Annotated in this window: 18 protein-coding genes; 10 read left to right on the plus strand and 8 right to left on the minus strand. The window is 41.8% G+C overall.

Annotated elements, in window-relative coordinates; all coding sequences use genetic code 11:
• Positions 1-35: 35 nt before the first annotated feature.
• Positions 36-980 (minus strand): phosphoribosylaminoimidazolesuccinocarboxamide synthase, encoded by a 945-nt coding sequence (locus DEM91_RS00385; RefSeq protein WP_008121692.1) that lies wholly within the window; start codon positions 978-980, stop codon positions 36-38.
• On the minus strand, positions 958-1,965 hold the full coding sequence (locus DEM91_RS00390; RefSeq protein ID WP_249857433.1) for a PhoH family protein: 1,008 nt from the start codon (positions 1,963-1,965) through the stop codon (positions 958-960). Before DEM91_RS00390 ends, DEM91_RS00385 begins: the two co-directional genes overlap by 23 nt.
• Before the next feature lie 372 nt (positions 1,966-2,337).
• Here DEM91_RS00390 and DEM91_RS00395 point away from each other — a divergent pair, with 372 nt between their 5' ends.
• A complete protein-coding gene (locus DEM91_RS00395) occupies positions 2,338-3,159 on the plus strand; it encodes a DUF5715 family protein (protein WP_249857434.1) in 822 nt (273 codons plus the stop codon).
• 58 nt (positions 3,160-3,217) lie between these two features.
• Here the strand turns inward: DEM91_RS00395 and DEM91_RS00400 are convergent, their stop codons facing one another.
• Positions 3,218-3,784: a hypothetical protein gene (locus DEM91_RS00400; protein ID WP_249857435.1), complete on the minus strand. Its 567-nt coding sequence runs from the start codon at positions 3,782-3,784 to the stop codon at positions 3,218-3,220.
• A gap of 168 nt (positions 3,785-3,952) precedes the next feature.
• On the opposite strand from DEM91_RS00400, the gene dnaB reads away from it, so the two are divergent.
• The 3 genes from dnaB (at position 3,953) to DEM91_RS00415 (ending at position 7,927) form a co-directional block, all read left to right on the plus strand.
• The gene (gene dnaB / locus DEM91_RS00405) at positions 3,953-5,467 is read left to right on the plus strand and encodes a replicative DNA helicase (protein WP_249857436.1); all 1,515 of its coding nucleotides are present in this window, start codon (positions 3,953-3,955) and stop codon (positions 5,465-5,467) included.
• Positions 5,468-5,719: 252 nt separating this feature from the next.
• Positions 5,720-6,340: a tetratricopeptide repeat protein gene (locus DEM91_RS00410; RefSeq protein ID WP_249857437.1), complete on the plus strand. Its 621-nt coding sequence runs from the start codon at positions 5,720-5,722 to the stop codon at positions 6,338-6,340.
• Positions 6,341-7,222: 882 nt separating this feature from the next.
• Complete coding sequence (locus DEM91_RS00415) at positions 7,223-7,927, plus strand: SIMPL domain-containing protein (RefSeq protein WP_195253126.1); 705 nt, start codon at positions 7,223-7,225, stop codon at positions 7,925-7,927.
• Positions 7,928-8,099: 172 nt separating this feature from the next.
• Here DEM91_RS00415 and DEM91_RS00420 read toward each other — a convergent pair whose 3' ends face one another.
• On the minus strand, positions 8,100-8,474 hold the full coding sequence (locus tag DEM91_RS00420) for a YccF domain-containing protein (RefSeq protein ID WP_249857438.1): 375 nt from the start codon (positions 8,472-8,474) through the stop codon (positions 8,100-8,102).
• Between the two features lie 9 nt (positions 8,475-8,483).
• On the minus strand, positions 8,484-8,906 hold the full coding sequence (mscL, locus tag DEM91_RS00425) for a large-conductance mechanosensitive channel protein MscL (RefSeq protein ID WP_195253914.1): 423 nt from the start codon (positions 8,904-8,906) through the stop codon (positions 8,484-8,486).
• Positions 8,907-9,204: 298 nt separating this feature from the next.
• Between mscL and gap the strand changes: the two genes are divergently transcribed.
• From gap to DEM91_RS00455, 6 genes are all read left to right on the plus strand, one after another.
• Positions 9,205-10,224: a type I glyceraldehyde-3-phosphate dehydrogenase gene (gene gap / locus DEM91_RS00430; RefSeq protein ID WP_008121715.1), complete on the plus strand. Its 1,020-nt coding sequence runs from the start codon at positions 9,205-9,207 to the stop codon at positions 10,222-10,224.
• Between the two features lie 26 nt (positions 10,225-10,250).
• Positions 10,251-11,222: a tRNA (adenosine(37)-N6)-dimethylallyltransferase MiaA gene (miaA, locus tag DEM91_RS00435; protein ID WP_249857439.1), complete on the plus strand. Its 972-nt coding sequence runs from the start codon at positions 10,251-10,253 to the stop codon at positions 11,220-11,222.
• On the plus strand, positions 11,212-12,147 hold the full coding sequence (locus tag DEM91_RS00440) for a diacylglycerol/lipid kinase family protein (protein ID WP_036928163.1): 936 nt from the start codon (positions 11,212-11,214) through the stop codon (positions 12,145-12,147). The genes miaA and DEM91_RS00440 overlap by 11 nt, the downstream gene beginning before the upstream one ends.
• A 167-nt stretch (positions 12,148-12,314) precedes the next feature.
• The gene (locus DEM91_RS00445; RefSeq protein WP_249857440.1) at positions 12,315-14,258 is read left to right on the plus strand and encodes a glycogen debranching enzyme N-terminal domain-containing protein; all 1,944 of its coding nucleotides are present in this window, start codon (positions 12,315-12,317) and stop codon (positions 14,256-14,258) included.
• A gap of 17 nt (positions 14,259-14,275) precedes the next feature.
• Positions 14,276-15,544, plus strand: coding sequence for a glycosyltransferase family 4 protein (locus DEM91_RS00450; protein WP_249857441.1), 1,269 nt, complete (start codon positions 14,276-14,278; stop codon positions 15,542-15,544).
• A gap of 54 nt (positions 15,545-15,598) precedes the next feature.
• The gene (locus tag DEM91_RS00455; protein WP_249857442.1) at positions 15,599-16,984 is read left to right on the plus strand and encodes a glycoside hydrolase family 57 protein; all 1,386 of its coding nucleotides are present in this window, start codon (positions 15,599-15,601) and stop codon (positions 16,982-16,984) included.
• 118 nt (positions 16,985-17,102) lie between these two features.
• On the opposite strand, the gene DEM91_RS00460 is transcribed toward DEM91_RS00455, so the two are convergent.
• From DEM91_RS00460 to DEM91_RS00470, 3 genes are all read right to left on the minus strand, one after another.
• Positions 17,103-17,861, minus strand: a complete 759-nt coding sequence (locus DEM91_RS00460; RefSeq protein WP_249857443.1) for an outer membrane beta-barrel protein — start codon at positions 17,859-17,861, stop codon at positions 17,103-17,105.
• A 6-nt stretch (positions 17,862-17,867) separates the two neighbouring features.
• Positions 17,868-19,037 carry a PCMD domain-containing protein gene (locus DEM91_RS00465; protein WP_249857444.1) on the minus strand — a complete coding sequence of 390 codons (1,170 nt, stop codon included), beginning with the start codon at positions 19,035-19,037 and terminating at the stop codon, positions 17,868-17,870.
• Positions 19,038-19,753: 716 nt separating this feature from the next.
• Positions 19,754-20,218, minus strand: coding sequence for a hypothetical protein (locus DEM91_RS00470; RefSeq protein ID WP_249857445.1), 465 nt, complete (start codon positions 20,216-20,218; stop codon positions 19,754-19,756).
• Positions 20,219-20,223: the final 5 nt, after the last annotated feature.

Consider the following 20,223-nt stretch of genomic DNA (forward strand, 5'->3'; position numbering starts at 1 on the left):
AATCAACGGGTCAGCTCATTTACGATTGAAGGAATCTATGCTTTGAGATATTCTTTCACATTACGTTCAATACGAGCAGCCAAGTCATCGTGTTCATCGGCCTTAACAAACTTTTCGCCTGTGATGTGTTCGTATAGTTCGATGTATCGTTCGCTTACGCTCTCGGCATATTCATCGGTAATCTCAGGCATCGTTTGTCCTGGTTCATTCATGAAGTTATGTTCGATGAGCCATTGACGAACAAACTCTTTAGACAATTGCTTCTGTGGTTCACCTTTCGCCAACTTCTCTTCATAGCCGTCGGCATAGAAGTATCTACTTGAATCAGGTGTATGAATTTCGTCAATGAGGTAAATCTTTCCGTCACGTTTTCCAAACTCGTATTTGGTATCTACCAAGATAAGTCCTTGTTTGGCTGCAATCTCTTGACCACGTGCAAAAAGTTTCCGAGTGTAGTCTTCGATGACCGCATAGTCTTCTGCTGAAACCAATCCTTGCTTGATAATCTCTTCTTTCGAGATATTCATGTCATGACCCTCATCAGCTTTTGTGGTAGGTGTTACGATAGGTTCGGGGAATCGTTCGTTCTCTTTCATCCCTTCGGGTAGTTTTACACCGCACAGTTCTCTGGCTCCTGCCTTGTATTCGCGCCATGCACTACCTGTGAGGATGCTACGAATAATCATTTCAACACGAAAGCCCTCACACTTGATACCTACCGTAACCATGGGGTCGGGAGTAGCAAGTTTCCAGTTGGGGCAAATGTCTTGTGTCAAATCTAAGAACTTGGCAGCTATTTGGTTCAATACCTGTCCCTTGAAAGGAATACCTTTCGGCAAAACAACATCGAATGCGGAAATCCTATCCGTAGCCACCATGACAATCTTGTCATCGTTGATGTCATACACATCACGTACTTTTCCGTGATAAACACTTTTTTGTCCATCAAAATGGAAATCAGTCTTTGTTAATGCTTTCATTGTTGTAAATTTTATCTTTAATCGGTTGATTTTCTTCATTCTCTTCTCTTCGCTGGTCGTATGCCTCGTAGGCATGAACGATACGCGTTACCAATTTGTGCCGCACAATATCTTTCTGTCCCAATTCTACCACAGAAATACCTTCTACGTTGTGTAGGATTTCTACCGCTTCTTTCAGTCCGCTCTTCTGATGTTTCGGCAGGTCTATTTGGGTAAGGTCGCCAGTTACAATCATTTTCGTATTCCATCCCATGCGAGTAAGGAACATTCTGATTTGGGCAGGCGTTGTATTCTGTGCTTCATCCAATATCACTACCGCATCGTTGAGCGTGCGTCCGCGCATAAAAGCGAGTGGGGCAATCTGGATGATGTTTTTCTCCAGCATGTCTTGTAGTTTCACTGCGGGTATCATGTCTTGCAGCGAATCATAGAGCGGCTGTAGGTAGGGGTCGATTTTATCTTTCATATCGCCTGGTAGGAAACCGAGTTTTTCGCCCGCTTCTACGGCAGGACGTGAAAGGATAATCTTTTTCGCTTGCTTTTCTTTCAAGGCTCTTACCGCTAAGGCGATGCTGAGATAGGTCTTACCTGTGCCAGCAGGCCCGATGGCAAATATCATGTCTGACTGATGATAGGCATCAATCAGTTGCTGTTGCTTTACGCTTCGGCTCTTGATAGGTCTGCCTGCAATGCTGTACACCACCACACCTTTCACCGCATCAGCTTTGGTCTTATGGTCGTGTACAATATCTAAGATATCTTCCTCCATAATGGCGTTGTACTTCACAATATGCTTTCGCATCAGTTCGATATCCTCTTCGACCTTTGCCATCTCTTCCTCGTCTCCCAAAATACGAATTACGTTGTCGCGAGCTACTATGCGTAGTTTTGGAAAAAGCGACTTTATCATTTGCAAATGACCGTTATTGACGCCATAAAATGCTACGGGGTCGATGTCTTCAAGAACAATATGCTTCTCTATCAATGTTGTAAGGTACTTTTAAGTGATACTTATATGGAGGTGTTCGTTGACCTTTTATATGATGATGCAAATGTACGAAAAAGATTACAGACTACCATTTTACCACTTGAGTTTTTTTTACTTACATGGATAAAAAGTCCATGAATTTTGTCGATTTGGTTTGTTGTCTCTTTCTCTGTTGCCCTTTTTCTTCATGGAGAAAATGTTCAGAGCAAGTTCTCGTCCATGCTCTTCACTTCCAGATGCAGCCTTTTGTTGGGTTGCTCCTTATTTTATATAATTATTACCATAAAGCATTAAAAAATATAAAAAACAGAAACAAATCCTAAATCTCATGATGTTTTTCGTAACTTTGTGCACCATACATCCAATTCAATGAAAATTTCAAAACAAAAATATCTTCAGGGTTTTGCCTTTGTTGTCGTCTTGTTAGGCATGGTGCGGTGTATCTTTCCACAGGTTGCAACCGACCGAAGTCAAGGCACGGCACAACTTTCCAATGCTCGCCAGCTCGACTCTGCCCAAGCCAGTCAGCAGACTAATCGACCTAACCCATCGAGTCCTGCCAACATGCCAACACAACGAGCCACGGCTTCTCGCTTCTTTCGTGCCGATGGGAGTGAGGTGAAAAATCGTATCTATAGTGTTTCCAATTTTTCCAAAGCCTTTCCCGACCAAAATGATGTGCAGTTGGCTTCGGCTACCCATTGGGGAGTTGAGCCTGTGACCAACCGCGAAGAGGCAGAAAGTCGCAAGGCAGAGTTGGTATATGTGGGTGCCAATCCATTTTTTTATGTTGACCGACTGAAGAGCAGCATTCCTTATTTGGTGCCGCATGCAGCCGTTTTGCTGCAAGACATTGGTAGTAACTTCTTTGATAGCTTACAAATAAAAGGCATTCCACTTCACAAGATTATCGTAACGAGCGTCATGCGCAGCAAAGCGGACGTAGAGAAACTCCAAGGACGGAATACGAATGCAAAATCCAACAGTTGTCATCTGTACGGTACAACCTTTGATGTAGCCTACAATCGTTATGTGACCGTGCAAGAACCTAACGGTCCGACACGGCGCAAGGTACGCAATGACAGTCTGAAATGGGTGCTTAGTGAGGTGCTTAATGATTTACGTCAGCAAAATCGCTGCCATGTGAAATATGAAGTTCATCAAGGGTGTTTTCATATTACGGTGAAGTAAATTGAGGACGAGTAAGTAGAAATATTGTCCTTCGGCTCATCACTTTTCCCTTCACTTTCTATTTCATTTCGTAAGGCTTTTGTGGAGGTAGCGGTTTTCCTTTTTCATCATAGCCATGTTCTCTCACCATCCAGCGTTGTTGAGAGCGTGGGGCACGAGGGTTGAGACATTTCACGGTCTGGCTTAAAACATAACCTTCTTTTGTCTTCTCTATCTTGAAACCACGACCAAGTTGTGTAAAATGTCGATTTTTAGAATCGATACGCCACAGTTCAAACCGCTGTTCTAACGCCCATCCCGTCTTTTCGCCCGTGTCTAAGACCACAAACATGTAGTCGCCACCATTACTAATAGACGTAGACACTACCTTCTTATAGGTGTGTTGATTAAAGTCTAATTCTTCGTTGATATTCAACACCACATCCAAACAAAATATTTTTTCGCCCTGAATGTAATACAAGCAATGGCGCTGGTTGTCGGTGTACTTCGCCAACACGGTAGCTCCTTGCGGCAAATGTCGTGCTGCCACCCGCACCCGATTGGCAATAGGAGTCTGAGCTGCCAAACAGGTACACATCATTAATATGAGATAGAGCGTCTTACTGCGCTTGGAGATGTTCACCATGCCTGCAAAGATACTTCATCTTACTGGGAAAAACAAAAAAACAAGAAAAAAGTCACACCATCTTTCATAACTTGTTAATTTGTACAAAGGCATGCGAGTAGTTGAAGTTTTTTTTATACATTTGCACTCCCGACTCAATCGTTCTTCTTGATAAAAACAGTACATGATATGGCAATACCCAAAACTAAAAAAACGACTCCGATAGATACTACCTATGCGCATGTTCAACCTCAAGCAACCGATGTTGAACGTGTAGTGTTAGGCGCATTGATGATTGACAAAGATGCCTTTTCGGTTGTTTCCGAACTTATTCGTCCAGAGACCTTTTACGACCCTAAACATCAGAAGATTTATCATGCTATCCAAACCCTTAACATGGATGAAAATCCTGTGGATATCATGACTGTTATAGACCAACTCAAGCGAGAGGGCACCCTTGACGAGATTGGTGGAGCGCCCTATGTATTAGAGTTGAGTTCGCAAGTGGCTTCGTCTGCCAATATTGAATATCATGCCAAGATTATTGCGCAGAAATCGTTGGCGCGCCAACTTATTTCGTATGCCAGCATGATAGAGACCAAAGCCTTTGATGAAACGCAAGATATTGCCGAATTAATGCAAGAAGCCGAAGGTAATCTCTTCACGCTTTCGCAAACCAACATGAAGAAGGATTACACCCAGATTGACCCCATCATTGCGCAAGCCACAGATATTTTGCAAAAAGCCTCTGCCAATACGGGCGACCTTACGGGCATTGCATCGGGCTTTACCAAATTAGATGAGATTACCAGCGGGTGGCAGAAATCGGATTTGGTGATTATCGCAGGACGTCCAGCCATGGGTAAAACGTCTTTTGCCCTGTCTATTGCAAAGAATATTGCAGTTGATTATAACGAACCCATTGCTTTCTTCTCTTTGGAAATGAACAACGTACAGTTGGTGAATCGTTTGATTTCAAATACTTGCGAGATATCGGGTAGCAAAATTTTGAGCGGTCAGTTGTCGGATGAGGAGTGGAAACGATTTGACGTCAAGGTACGCAATCTTACAGGTACACCTATTTATATAGACGACACTCCAGGGCTTAGTATCTTTGAACTGCGCACCAAAGCTCGTAGACTTGTGCGCGAAAAGGGGGTGAAGCTCATCATGATCGACTACCTACAGTTGATGAATGCCAACGGTATTCGTTTTGGTAACCGCCAAGAAGAGGTGTCTACCATCTCTCGCTCGCTCAAAGGATTGGCGAAAGAGTTGGACATTCCCGTATTGGCACTGTCTCAGTTGAGCCGTAATGTAGAGAACCGAGAGGGATTGGAAGGCAAGCGTCCACAGTTGAGCGACCTCCGTGAGTCGGGTGCTATTGAGCAAGATGCCGATATGGTGCTTTTTGTGCATCGCCCAGAATACTACCGCTTGTATGAAGATGCTAACGGAGTAGACCTGCGTGGCAAGGCACAAATCATCATCGCCAAACACCGTAAAGGAGCTACGGGTGACGTGCTGCTCAACTTCCGTGGCGAGTTTACTCGTTTTGAAAACGTAGACGATCGATATTCAATGCCTGTTCGCGAGGGAGGCGAGTTTGTGGAATCGCGCATGAACGACGGTTTTCCGCCACCACCTCCAGACGATACAACCCCTTTTAATGGAATGACGTCGGGGGAAAATCCCCCATTTTAAGAGCATACCACAGAGAGGAAAGGCCGCCTTGCAAAACCATAAAGGCGGCGACCAAAAGTTCTGAATTTACACTTCTATCGCACTTCTTTTTTCCACTTATTTTCCCCTCTTTATTAACTCCATGACTTAACGGGCTTATTTTCATGACTTACCAACCCTCACTCAACACTTCAAATGAATCGTTTTACTGAAATTCATAACTTATTGATAATAACATGCTTGTGCGTGTGTATTCATCTTTATTCTTTATCTATGTACGCACAAGACCATCAAACGCTCCGCAGTCAGCTCAAGGAAGCCACAGAGGTGTTGTCGCGCTATCCTGACAGTGTCGATTTGCGGTTGAAAAAGGCAGCTCTCAACCTTCAGTTGGAGCAATGGCAATATGCCAAAGATGAGTACGATCAAGTGTTGCGAAGTCATCCTGATGACATCGCAGGGCTGTATTATCGTGCTTATGCCAACCAACAGTTGGGAAGATATAATTTTGCACGGTTGGATTATGAAAATCTTTTGAAAGTGGTGCCCGGACATTTTTCGGCACAATTAGGCTTGGCACTGCTCAATCAGAAGGACAAGCATCATACCGAGGCGATGAATCAAATCAACCGTTTGGTGAATCAGTTTCCCGATAGTGCCGTCGCTTATGCCGCACGAGCTGGCATGGAGCAGGAGCAAGGCATGATAGAATTGGCGGTATATGACTATACCGAGGCTTTGAAACGGGATGCGGACAACTCAGATTATTTGCTCAATAGGGTAGAACTGTGGCTAAAATTGGGCAGAAAGCAACGGGCAAAAGCCGATTTGGACAGACTGGTAGAATTAGGTGTGCCACGCCCCGCATTGAAAAAGTGGTACCGACAACTGTAACAGTGAAGTGTGCTGATCATCAAACAGTGGTTCATAATGCCGACTTATTGTGAAATATAGTCTTTTCTTTTGTCCTATTATTTTACCAAAAATCGACCATCTAAAATCTTCAAAATAGAAAAAATCAATAGGCAAACCAACAACAAAATTGGGCTGATTTTAACAAAATAGATGTCTTTTCAAATTAGAAGATTGATTTAACGCTCTTGGAAACACTCTTTAAGGGTGTTATTCACATGCTTCAGCAGCCTTAAAGCATGCAAATTGTAGGCTTATCTCAATGCTTTAACCGCCAAAAAGCGGTAAAAATAGGATTGAATAGAGGAGCTGTAATCGTAACATCTTTAACATCAACGAATTATGAAAGTTGCTCATTTTTCGCATATTTGCGACCAACTTTGCTGTTGGTTGATTTTACGCGAGTTTTGAGAGGCACTTTGTAAAGAAAATTCAGCATTTATTATTCATTTATGAAGTGTATCACCAATTCTGCAAATGAGGTTTTTGGGGCATTTTTGTTGGTGATTTTGGTTGTAACAATATCATCCAACAAAGAAAGAACTGAGGTTTCTCCTTTTCGTAATCAACGTTGTGATTATCTATATTTTACAGAAAATGAGTAAATCAGGCGTTGAAAATAGGAACAACATGATAGACGATGTAGCTGTTGTAGAAGAAAATCGCTGATGCTGAATTTTAAGATGAAATGACACAGAATGTTGAAAACGATAAAGGTTGTCAGCTCTTAATTCCTACTTTATGACAGCTATATCTCCAAAAATATATCGCTTAAAACTCGCAGTTCTTATCCTTTTTTGTTATATTTGCATCAACACACTGGGAGAACAGTGGGGAAGTGAAACTTATAAAACGATACAAATTATGCAAAAAGAACGAATTATTTCGGCAACCATATTGGCTGTCAGCATTGTAATATTGGGCTTTGCACTCAAAGGAGGTATCGATAATTTTGTGAATAAAGACCACAAAGTGACGGTGAAAGGACTTTCCGAGCGTGAAGTAGAGGCGGACAAAGTGACCTGGCCTATCCTGTCTAAGGAGTTGGGCAACGACTTACCAGAGCTTTATGAGAAGATTGGACATACACAAGCCATTATTAAGAAATTCTTGTTGGACAACGGAATCTCCGAAAGTGAAATTAGTGTCAATGCGCCATCGGTCATTGATATGAATGCCAATCAGTATTCAAGCAATGAGTCGCGTTATCGCTATAACATCACCTCATCAATCACGGTGACCTCAAAAAAGGTGAAGTTGGTGAGACAAATTATTGCCAAGCAAGGCAATTTGTTGAAATTGGGTGTTGCCATTGTTGAAGGAGGATATGAAAATCCTGTGAAGTACGAATACGTGGCTTTCAGTTCGATGAAACCTAAGATGATGCAAGAAGCCATTGAGAATGCGGAGAAGACTGCACAACAGTTTGCGGAGAACAGTCATAGCAAGTTGAGCAAGATTGTAAGTGCCGACCAAGGACAGTTTTCTATTGAAGACCGCGATTCCAATACACCTTATATTAAGAAGGTTAGGGTGGTGACCACTATCACTTATTCGCTGAAAGATTAAGCATAGAGTTTGCATGCAATGCGCTGAAGGGCGCAGGTGTGCGTGTTTGGCAGTACTAAATAAATAGAAAAAGGTGCAGAAAGTGTGATTGCTTTCTGCACCTCTTTTTCATTTGTCAGCTTCATGAAGTCATTCACGATGATGACTTTATCAGTATGGTGTCGACCAGCGTTTACTGTACCTGAACATCTTTGCCAAACGGATTGAGAGCCAGTCGTGCCATTTTGAAATGCTGATGGCCAAAGGGGATGCCAATAATGGTGAGGTATAGACAGACGCCAAAAAAGACATGTGTTATACTAATCCAAATTCCAGCAAAGACAATCCATATCAAATTCATCACCGCGTTGAGACAACCGTTGCCTTCCGATGTGCTTACCACCTTAGAGCCAAAGGGCCAAAGGATGAAAAAGCCAATTTTCCAAGCCTGTCTTCCAAAGGGAATACCGACAATGGTCAGCATGAGAAGGCATCCTCCAAGGAAATATTGAAGGGCGGCTTCTACACCTCCAAAGATAAGCCAAAGGACGTTTCCAATCGTTTTCATATGTACAGATTATTTGTTTTTTAGCAAATCGCGAATCTCTTCGAGCAACGTCTCCTCTTTGGTTGGTGCTGGAGCAGCAGGCTCTTCTTTCACTTCTTCTTTTTTCTTAGAGAGCGAATTGATGCCCTTGATAGCCAAGAAGATACAGAAAGCAATAATCAGGAAGTTGACAACCTCTTGAATAAAATTACCATAGTTCAGCGTGACCGCTTCCATCGTTTTTCCATCCTCAGCTAATTTCTCACCCAGTTTGATGCTTAAATCGGTGAAATCGACCCGTCCCAAGGCAAAACCTAAGGGGGGCATAATGATGTCATTCACCAATGAGGTGACGATTTTACCGAAGGCACCGCCAACGATAACACCCACTGCCATGTCTATCACATTGCCACGCATGGCAAATTCTTTGAATTCATTTAAAAATTTACTCATAGTCAATTATATTTTGAATCATATCACATTAAAAAATCTCATTTTTCTGTCTTAAGTAGTCATTATGCAATGTACAAGTGACAGAATGACTTATAAACCTTTCTTTTTTAAGAAATTTAAGACTAATTGCCACTGCAAATATAGAAAAAAAATGTAACTTTGCGGTTGAAAAGAAGAAAATGTTTCAGGAACGACGTCTTTTTTCGATCTACATGTAAAGTAGTAAGGTAAATTAAGATTTTGTTCAATAGCAATAAAAAATATTTATTTTTTAACCCTTTAATAAAAAGAAAGTAAAATGATTAAGATTGGTATTAACGGATTTGGCCGTATTGGTCGTTTCGTATTCCGCGCTTCTTTGGAAGAGGCAAATGCTAAAGACGTAGTAGTAGTAGGTATTAATGACCTTTGCCCAGTAGATTACTTGGCTTATATGCTGAAATATGACACCATGCACGGTCAATTCGATGGCACTATCGAAGCTGACGTAGAAAAATCTCAATTGATAGTAAACGGAAATGTTATCCGTGTAACAGCAGAACGCAACCCAGCTGACTTGAAATGGAACGAGATTGGTGCTGAATACGTAGTTGAGTCTACTGGTTTGTTCTTGACCAAAGAGAAATCACAGGCACACATCGACGCAGGTGCAAAATATGTAGTAATGTCTGCTCCTTCTAAGGACGACACTCCTATGTTTGTTTGCGGTGTTAACCACGATAAATACGTAAAGGGTACACAGTTTGTATCTAACGCATCTTGCACCACCAACTGTTTGGCTCCTATCGCAAAGGTATTGAACGACAAGTTTGGTATCACCGATGGTTTGATGACTACTGTACACTCTACAACAGCTACACAAAAGACTGTTGACGGTCCTTCAATGAAAGACTGGCGTGGTGGTCGTGCTGCTTCTGGCAACATCATTCCTTCTTCTACAGGTGCTGCAAAGGCTGTAGGTAAGGTTATTCCTGAGTTGAACGGTAAGTTGACTGGTATGTCAATGCGTGTTCCTACTTTGGATGTTTCTGTAGTAGACTTGACTGTAAACTTGGCTAAGCCAGCGAAGTACGAAGAAATTTGCAAGGCAATGAAGGAAGCTTCTGAAGGCGAGTTGAAGGGTATCCTTGGCTACACCGAAGAGGCTGTTGTTTCATCTGACTTCTTGGGCGATGCTCGTACCTCTATCTTCGACGCTAAGGCAGGTATTGCTTTGACCGATACCTTCGTTAAGGTTGTTTCTTGGTATGACAACGAGATTGGTTACTCTCACAAGGTTGTTGAACTAATCAAGCACATGGCTAAGGTGAATGGCTAATTAAAAATAGTCGTTTTACGATAAATATGCCGTTCGATTTCTGTCGAACGGCTTTTTTTTATTATATTTGTAGCGTGAAGTTGTTAACGATCTTAGGTCCTACGGCCAGTGGAAAGACTGCCTTTGCTGCCCAGCTTGCTGTTAAGATGGGAGGCGAAATCATTAGTGCGGACAGTCGGCAAGTGTACCGTGGAATGGATATTGGCACGGGAAAAGACTTAGCAGATTACGAAGTACATGGGTACAGCGTTCCTTATCATTTGATAGACATTGTCAATGCTGGAGAAAAATATAACCTCTTTCAATATCAACAGGATTTTCATGTCGCTTATCAAGACATCGTGAACAGAGGGCGACAGCCTATCTTGTGTGGAGGAACAGGACTATATATAGAAGCTGTGCTGAAAGGGTATGCACTTTCGCCAGTTCCTCAAAACCCTGAATTGCGCAACAGCTTGGAAGGATGTTCGTTGGAAGAACTCACCGAGCGACTCACTCGGTTGAAAGCACAGAACAACTCAACGATGCACAACCGTTCAGACGTGGATACAGCACAGCGTGCCATTCGTGCCATTGAGATTGAAACGTACAATAAAGAGCATCCTCTTGAGAATCGAAGCCTTCCTCCCATAGAGACTTGTATCATAGGGTTAGATATAGATCGCGAAAGCAGAAGAGCAAAGATTACTAACCGACTGAAACAACGGCTCAAAGAAGGAATGGTAGAAGAGATACAAGGATTGTTGGCAAGAGGAATACTTGCTAACGATTTGATATACTATGGGTTGGAATACAAATATGTAACCGAATATATAATAGGTGAGCTGTCGTACGATGACATGTTTCAACGTCTCGAAATCGCGATACATCAGTTTGCTAAACGGCAGATGACATGGTTTCGAGGCATGGAACGCAGAGGATTTAAGATTCATTGGATAGACGCTTTGTTACCTACTCCAGAGAAAATAAAACAAGTACAACAGATATATGGCAATTGACAACAATCGATGGGGCATCTTATATTGTCCAAAAACAAACGCTTTCAGACCACAAAAGCGCTGGGAAAAGATAGAGAAATATCTGAAGGAACAGCAAGTGGCTTATGACTATGTGCAAAGCGAAAGTGCAAGTAGTGTGCAGCGACTCATCAAAATGTTCATCAACAGTGGCTACAAAACCATTATTGTGGTGGGGGGAGACTCTGCCTTGAATGATACGGTGAACTGTTTGATGCAGGTAGATGCAGAGACACGTAACCAAATTGTGTTGGGATTGATACCCAATGGGCTAATGAACGACTTTGCACACTTTTGGGGAATAGAGGAAGATGATGAAGAAAAGCTCGTCAAAGCGTTCAAACGCCGTAGGGTGAAGAAGATAGACATGGGCTGTATCCGTTACACCAATACGGAAGGGGATGCGTGTCGACGCTATTTCCTGAACTGCATAAACATTGGATATGTGGCTGCTATCATGAATTTGCGACGAAAAATGAACCATATCTTTGGTTCGCGTGCCTTGTCTTTCTTGTTTTCGTTTGGCTTGTTACTCTTCCAGCGTTTAGATTATAAGATGCACTTAAAAATCAACACCGATGTCATCAAACGCAAAGTGATGACCGTTTGTGTGGGCAATGCCTTGGGGTATGGGCAAACACCTAATGCAGTGCCTTACAATGGACTATTGGATGTGTCGATTGTCTATCATCCAGAGATGACGCAACTCTTTGAGGGCATTTATCTGTTCTTGCGTGGAAAGTTCCTGAATCACCGCAGTGTACATCCTTATCGGACGAAGAAAGTTGAAGTGTTTGCAGCCAAACGCGCTATGGTGGGCATTGATGGACGACTCATGAAAACGCCAGTCAATAAGTTTACTATCTCGATTGCCCCAGATGTCATCAACTTCTTGCTACCTGATTAGAACAAAAAAAGGAAAGAAAAGACAAAAAACATAGGAATTGTTTCATATTTACTAAAAAAATGAGTAACTTTGAAAGCGCATGATAGGAATCTCTAATTAAATATAAGAGGTGCCGCATGAAACGTTAAATCTATAAAAAAACATAAATTACACACTAATATAGGCCTATGAGTTACATTAAGTTTGAAAAGGCCCTGATGACGAATTTGGACTATTCGCTCCAAAGAGAAATACTGCGTACCAATCGATCGGGAGCTTATGCGTGTTCAACGATTGTAGATTGTAATACCAGAAAGTATCATGGACTGCTGACCGTTCCAATTCCTGATATCGATGAAGACAACCATGTCTTGTTATCTTCGTTGGATGTAACCGTTATACAGCACGGTGCAGAATTTAATTTAGGTCTTCATAAATATCAGGGAAATCATTTCAGCCCAAAGGGTCACAAATATATTCGACAGTTTAATTGCGATAAAGTTCCTACGACGATATATCGAGTGGGAGGTGTCTTACTGAAAAAAGAAGTGGTGTTTCAGTACTACGAAGATAGGATTCTGATTTGTTACACATTGTTGGATGCACATTCATCAACGACACTCAGGTTCAAACCCTTCTTAGCTTTTCGAAGTGTGCGACAGTTTACACATGAAAATGCAACGGCAAGTCGTGCCTACGATGAAGTACCTAATGGCATAAAAACTTGTATGTATGCAGGTTACCCCGATTTGTACATGCAGTTCTCTAAGAAGAATGAGTTTGTTTTTCAACCCGATTGGTATCGTGGAGTAGAATATCCTAAAGAACAGGAACGTGGCTATGCGTCGAATGAGGATTTATACGTACCCGGATATTTCGAGATGGGAATTACAAAAGGGGAGAGTGTAGTCTTTGCAGCTTCTACTTCTTCGAGTGATACCACAAAGATGTTATCTGTTTTTACACAAGAAGTAGAATCTCGAAGTCCTCGTAATAACTTTTTTCATTGTTTGGTGAATGCGGCTCATCAGTTTCATATTCGAGCCTCCGAAGATGAACGCTACCTCATTGCCGGCTATCCTTGGTTCAAATGTCGTGCTCGTGACACCTTTATAGCTTTGCCAGGATTGACGCTGTCTATCGAGGAAAACGACTATTTTGAGAAAGTAATGAAGACCGCCCTTCAAGGTTTACAAGAATTTATGCAAGGAGAGCCCCTCTCTGTTAAAATCTATGAGATAGACCAACCCGATGTATTGCTGTGGGCGATATGGGCGATTCAGCAATATGGAAAGTCGGAAGGATTAGAGAAATGTTTATCGCTGTATGGAGAGACAGTACATCAGATCATTGAATTTATTATCAACGGTCGCCATCCAAATCTCAGTTTGCAATCCAATGGATTGTTGAAAACGAATGGTAAAGATAGACCTGTGACTTGGATGAACTCTACTGTGAATGGACGCCCCGTGATTCCACGGACGGGATATATCGTTGAATTTAATGCTTTGTGGTACAATGCCCTGAAATATGTATCGGCGCTGTGCCTTGCAGCTCATGATCAGGAGGCTGCTAACCACTATGAGTCGATGGCAGAGAAATGTGGAGAAGCATTTGTTCAGACTTTTTATAATGATTGTGGCTATCTCTTCGATTATGTGGATGAGGGCTACCAAGACAAGAGTGTTAGGCCAAATATGGTTTTCGCTGTAGCTTTTGATTATTCACCTTTGACGCAACAACAGAAGAAAAGTGTGTTAGATATTTGTACCAGAGAGTTGCTAACGCCGAAGGGACTGCGTTCCCTTTCGCCGAAGAGTGTGGGATATAATCCAATGTATTTCGGTCCACAAACACAACGTGACTATGCCTATCATCAAGGAACAGCGTGGCCATGGTTAGGTGGCTTCTATATGGAAGCAAATTTGAAGCTCTACAAACGAACTCGTTTGAGCTTTATTGAGCGTCAGATGGTGGGATATGAAGATGAAATGATACGCCATTGCTTGGGTACAATTCCAGAGTTGTTTGATGGAAATCCGCCCTTTAGTGGTCGTGGTGCCATCTCGTATGCCATTAATGTGGCTGAGATTCTGCGGGCACTTGAGTTATTGGAAAAGTATAAATATTAAAAAAGGAGGACGAACAGATGAAAGTATTAATGTTTGGATGGGAGTATCCTCCTCATATCTTAGGTGGTTTAGGCACTGCAAGCTTTGGTATTACGGAAGGTCTGCATGCGCAAGGCGACATGGACATCACCTTCTGCTTACCCAAACCTTGGGGCGATGAAGACCAATCGAATGCCCATATTCTGGCAATGAACAATGTGCCTGTGGTATGGCATGATGTAGATTACGACTATGTCAAAGGAAGAATAGGAGCGATTACCAGTCCTGAGGAGTATTATCAGCTACGTGACCATATTTATGCTGATTTCAGTTACATGCAAGTGAATGATTTAGGATGCATAGAGTTCTCTGGAAGATATCCTGATAATTTACATGAAGAAATCAACAACTATTCTATTGTGGCAGGTGTGGTGGCACGTTCAAGGGATTTCGATATTATCCACGCACACGATTGGCTTACTTATCCTGCAGGAATCCATGCTAAGCAGGTGAGTGGCAAACCGCTCTGCATCCATGTGCATGCTACAGACTTTGACCGTAGTAGAGGAAAAGTCAATCCCACTGTGTATGGCATTGAGAAAAATGGGATGGACTATGCGGACTGTATTATGTGCGTGAGTGAACTGACTCGACAAACCGTTATTCATCAATATCATCAAGATCCACGCAAATGTTTTACGGTGCACAACGCTGTCTATCCACTTCGACAAGAGTTGGAAGATATTCCACGACCTAATCATGAAGGAAAAGAGAAGGTGGTGACATTCTTAGGACGTTTGACGATGCAGAAAGGTCCCGAGTATTTTGTGGAAGCTGCTAACATGGTGTTGCATCGTACGCATAACATCAGGTTTTGTATGGCTGGGGCGGGCGACATGATGGACCAGATGATTTACTTAGCTGCAAAGCGTGGTATTGCCGACCGTTTTCACTTTCCCGGCTTCATGCGTGGCAAACAAGTCTACGAATGCCTGAAAGCCTCTGATGTATATGTGATGCCATCTGTTAGCGAACCATTTGGTATCTCGCCACTCGAGGCGATGCAATGTGGCACGCCCTCCATCATTTCCAAGCAAAGTGGATGTGCAGAAATATTGCACAATTGTATCAAGGTAGACTACTGGGACATCAATGCTTTGGCAGATGCCATGTATTCTATTTGTCACAATGAAAGCTTGTTCAAATATCTTCAAGAAGAAGGCAAGCGAGAAGTTGACCAGATTACTTGGGAAAAAGTAGGATTGTGGATTCGAGAACTTTACGAACGCACGATGGGATGGCGATAAGTTCTATCCAATAGAAAAGATATTCATCAGTATAAATGAAAAACTCATTAGATCATGAAAACAATTTGTCTTTATTTCGAGATACACCAAAACATACAACTGAAACGTTATCGCTTTTTTGATATTGGTACCGATCATTACTATTATGACGACTACGAGAATGAGCGTATGATGACCGAGATTGCAGAAAAGTCTTATATGCCAGCTTTGAACACCTTGTTAGACATGATTCATTCAAGCGATAAGTACTTCAAGGTAGCATTCTCTGTGTCGGGGGTGGCAATGGAACAAATGGAAATCCACGCCCCACAGGTATTGGAAAAGTTGCAAGAGCTGAATGAAACAGGCTGTGTGGAATTCTTGGCAGAACCCTATTCGCATGGATTGGCATCTTTAGCCAATGAAGAAAGTTTTGCAGAAGAAGTGAAACGGCAATGTCAGAAGATGCACGAATACTTTGGACAATATCCTAAAGTCCTGCGTAACTCATCGCTTATTTATAGTGACGATATTGGATTGCAAGTAGCAAATATGGGCTTTGAGGGCATGTTGACAGAGGGAGCGAAGCACGTATTGGGCTGGAAGTCTCCTCATTACCTTTATCATTGTGCCTTGGCACCCCAACTCAAGTTGCTGTTAAGAGATGTTGGTATGAGTGATGACATTTCGCTACGTTTCAACAACAGAGACTGGCCAGGCTATCCGTTGTTTGCCGATCATTATATAGATCGCATTGCGAATCTACCTGAACGTGAGCAAGTGGTCAATATCTTTATGAACTTGTCGGCTATTGGAATTGCACAACCTCTGAACTCCAATATCTTAGAGTTCTTCAAAGCGTTGCCAGCCTGCGCCAAGGAAAAGAAAATCACTTTTTCTACACCGAGTGAGATATGCGCCAATATCAATACTGTTGATGCGTTAGACGTGCCTGATACATTGAGTTGGTATGATGAAGAACGTGATGTAAGTACTTGGTTGGGAAATCCCATGCAGCGTGAAGCTTTTAACAAGCTCTACAGTGTTGCCGATAGGGTTCGCATTGCCAACGATCCACGTATTAACCAAGACTGGGATTATCTACAGGCGAGCAACAACTTTAGGTTTATGACCACAAAATCATCTGCTGTAGGTTTCAATCGTGGCATTTATAGCAGTGCTTTTGATGCCTTTACCAATTATATGAATATCTTAGGAGATTTTATCAATCGCGTAAATACTTTGTATCCTGAGGATATTGATAATGAAGAGTTGAACTCTCTACTCACTACGATAAAAAATCAAGGCGAGGAGATTGTGATGAAAGAGAAAGAAATATTGCGGTTGCAAAACAAGATAGAGAAGATTGAGAAAGAGAGTGGTAAGTTGCGTGCCAAGTTGGAAGATAAAGAGAAAACAACCAACGACAAGTCAGCCACTACTAAAGTAGAAGAGAAATAATGCTATTTGCAATCGGGCATCTATAGAATGCTTACTTCAAGAAAATAGCCAGTTGAGAAGAAAATGCTTTTCAACTGGCTACTTTGTTTTTATAGGTGTGAGCAATGCTCCGCTAACTTTATTTTATTTTGTAAGAAAGTCCAATGGTGCCGTACACGGGGTAAAGCGTTTGCTCTATGGTTTTGAATGAACTTTTATGGATGCCAGTCAGACCCCAATTCACATCAGCGTACAGTCCGATGCGGCGATATACATGGAAATCAACACCCGTCACAATACCGAACTGAAAGTTGCGCATGTCCGAAGAAAAGTCATAGTCGCCGCGCGTTCCCAGATCATTGCCTAATTCTATTTTTGCGCCAGTAGGGGAGCCAACACGCAAATAACCATTGTAAGCGTTGCCCGTAAACGATTTGGTAAGCAGATACGAGCCATACACTCCAGCACGTAAATTGATACGGGGATGAACGTGATAACTTACTTGCACGGGAAGTGTCACCATCCATTGCCGTACCTCGGTGTGTACATATCCAGTAAACATGCCTTCCATGGCACTTTGACCTTGTACCATTGCCAGATGATAATTTTTAACCCTGGCATCCACCAACATATCCTTGTTTTCAAAACGAAGACCTGAACTCCATGACCAACTTTCGTTGATGGCTTGCGTTCCATCCAATTCAAATACCGAGTTGTTGGGCATCTTATAGCCTTCCAATGAACGAATAGAAGCGGGTAACCCAAAGGGCGCAGTACCCCCTAAATTATATCCTATTCGTGCAGTTACTTCTAATTGATGCCACCAAGATTCTGCCAAACAGGACAGGGAAGTAAATACACTCAAAACAGTGGCTAAAATAATTTGTTTCTTCTTCATCTTTTATTACTCCTCTGTAGTACAAATGATACGAATATCGTCAATACATAGTTCGCTCCCAATGGCACCTTCAAACTTGGCACCATCACGACTTGATGAGAAAACAATCGCCAAACTATATCCTCTATTCTCTACGATATTCTCATCAATGGGTTGACGATATAGGAAAGATATGTCAAAAGGTGTCCATTCAGAGGTCGTTTTTATATTCTCCATTTGGGCAATAGCTACAATATGTTCACTGGTTAGGATATTGTTACCATCGAGAACTATCTTTTTAGATTTTCTCTCGCCTTCGCCCTCAGCTACGGTGTTACGATAGAGTACGGCGTATATTGCGGCTTGGTCGGTGCGATCTTTCAAAATCTTTTGTTGCTGATTCTGAAAGTTTTTGCCGGGTTGATATTTGTACCAGCCTGTAAACTTGATAGGCTTTTTGTCGAATGGAATACCAAACTGGGTTGCTTTGTTAGGATCTACCAACGATTGTCCAGCATCGAATTTACCAAAAAACATATTTCCTGCAGCGGTAGGTTTACCAAACATAGCTCCCAAAGGTCCTGTACTGCAAGTTGTCAGTCGAACATAAGCGCCGTGGTGTCCACCTTCTGAAACTGGTACACTGGGATATTCATCTGCCGGTTTGTCGCCCGCAGCAATACTGAAGGCAATGTTACCCGTTGCCCAATAATCGGTCTCCTTTCCATTTTCGTCAAAGTCATACCACAAATAGAACTTTTTGTCGTTAGGTTCTATTCTGAAATATTCAAAATCAAAGTGAATGGTATCCTTCACCGTTTGCGAAGTTGGGATAAAACTAACCTTGTATCGTCTGCTCCATTGTTTATCTTCCGAAGTTACAGTGTATGTAACGGAGCCTTTGCTAAAGTCGTGTGTGCTTCCGTTTGCAGGTTGTATGGTTGCCCCTTCTGTTATCTTGAATAGGGGAGCAATCGCTTTCAAATCTGCTTTACGTCTTACCTTAAAATTAATGATACTATCTCCTGACAACACATCAATTTGTCGTTCTGTTTCATTAAAAAACATCTCTTGCAATTGATTGTCAGCAATTCTCACTGCTAAAATGTCGCATTCGGCATTCAGAGGTTCTTCTTTGAAGCACGATACCAACAGGCTACACACGGCAACCAAGCATAAATTGCGATAAAATTTCATTGATATAACACTTTATTATTTCGTTGCAAAGTTAAAGCATAATTTTGGATGGCACAAACGAAATGTTCAAATTATAGCCTTTTCTATTCCAAACGGTACCAATTGAAGCAAGATACAAGCACACTGCTCTTTCTTTTGAAGCACGATATTTTTACGACAAACAACACCAACCCAACTGTATTTGAAGCGTTGTTAGTATGCTGTATGGAAGGTGAATAATTGCTGAATTTTCTTTACAAAGTGCCTCTCAAAACTCGCGTAAAATCAACCAACAGCAAAGTTGGTCGTAAATACGCTAAAAATGAGCAACTTTCATAATTCATTGATATTGAACAAATTACGACTATACTATTTCGTTACTTGCCGATTTTTAGCCTTTTTTGTCCGCTAAAGCATTGTTCTAAACCAACTATTTGCATGCTTTAATGCCGCTGAAGCATGCGAATAACACCTCTAATACATGTTTCCAAGCGCATTAACTCAGTGTTCTAACGTTTTGATTGGGTTATTTTGCTAAAATCAGCGCATTTTTGTCGGTCGTTTGCCTATTAAATTTTTCTATTTTGAAGATTTTCAATGGTCGATTTTTAGTAAAATAACAGGACAAACACGTATCGTCATTTTACCAAAAATGCTGAGCTTTTTTATTGAATGAGTGGTGATACAGACTAACATTTGAGTTGCTTCTTCGTATCTCTCAACAATATAAAGCCCAATTAAATATCGCTGTTGCGCATGGGTCTTGGTAGAGACGTGAGGAGGACTTTCCATTGCTTGTTCCGATAACATAAGTGTATTTGGAAAGAAGCCTTATCCATCATCTTTCCCGATTTCCCAATCGAATCAAGCAACATTACGTTTTTTACTTTTACAACTACTGTGGCTGTTGTGTCTCCCGCTTGATAGTTAATATCTTCGAGTTGATGTGAAGCTCCTTCGTCTTGAGCTTTAAGCAAATCAATGTCTTCTTGTGTGATTTGCGAACCTGCATACTCAATCCATTTCTTTGATTCGGGAGTGCAATAGGGCAAAGCCTCGTTCAGTTGCCAATTAAAGAAAGTTGCTGCAAAACCATTGACAGCCTCTTTGAGTTGGGGTTCATCTTTATGCAATGAACAGGCTGTAATCAGCAAGCCACTGACGCATACGCACATACTGAAAATGATTAACTTTACTTTCATTCCTT

This window comes from Prevotella sp. TCVGH (assembly GCF_023522295.1).
Classification (GTDB): domain Bacteria; phylum Bacteroidota; class Bacteroidia; order Bacteroidales; family Bacteroidaceae; genus Prevotella; species Prevotella timonensis.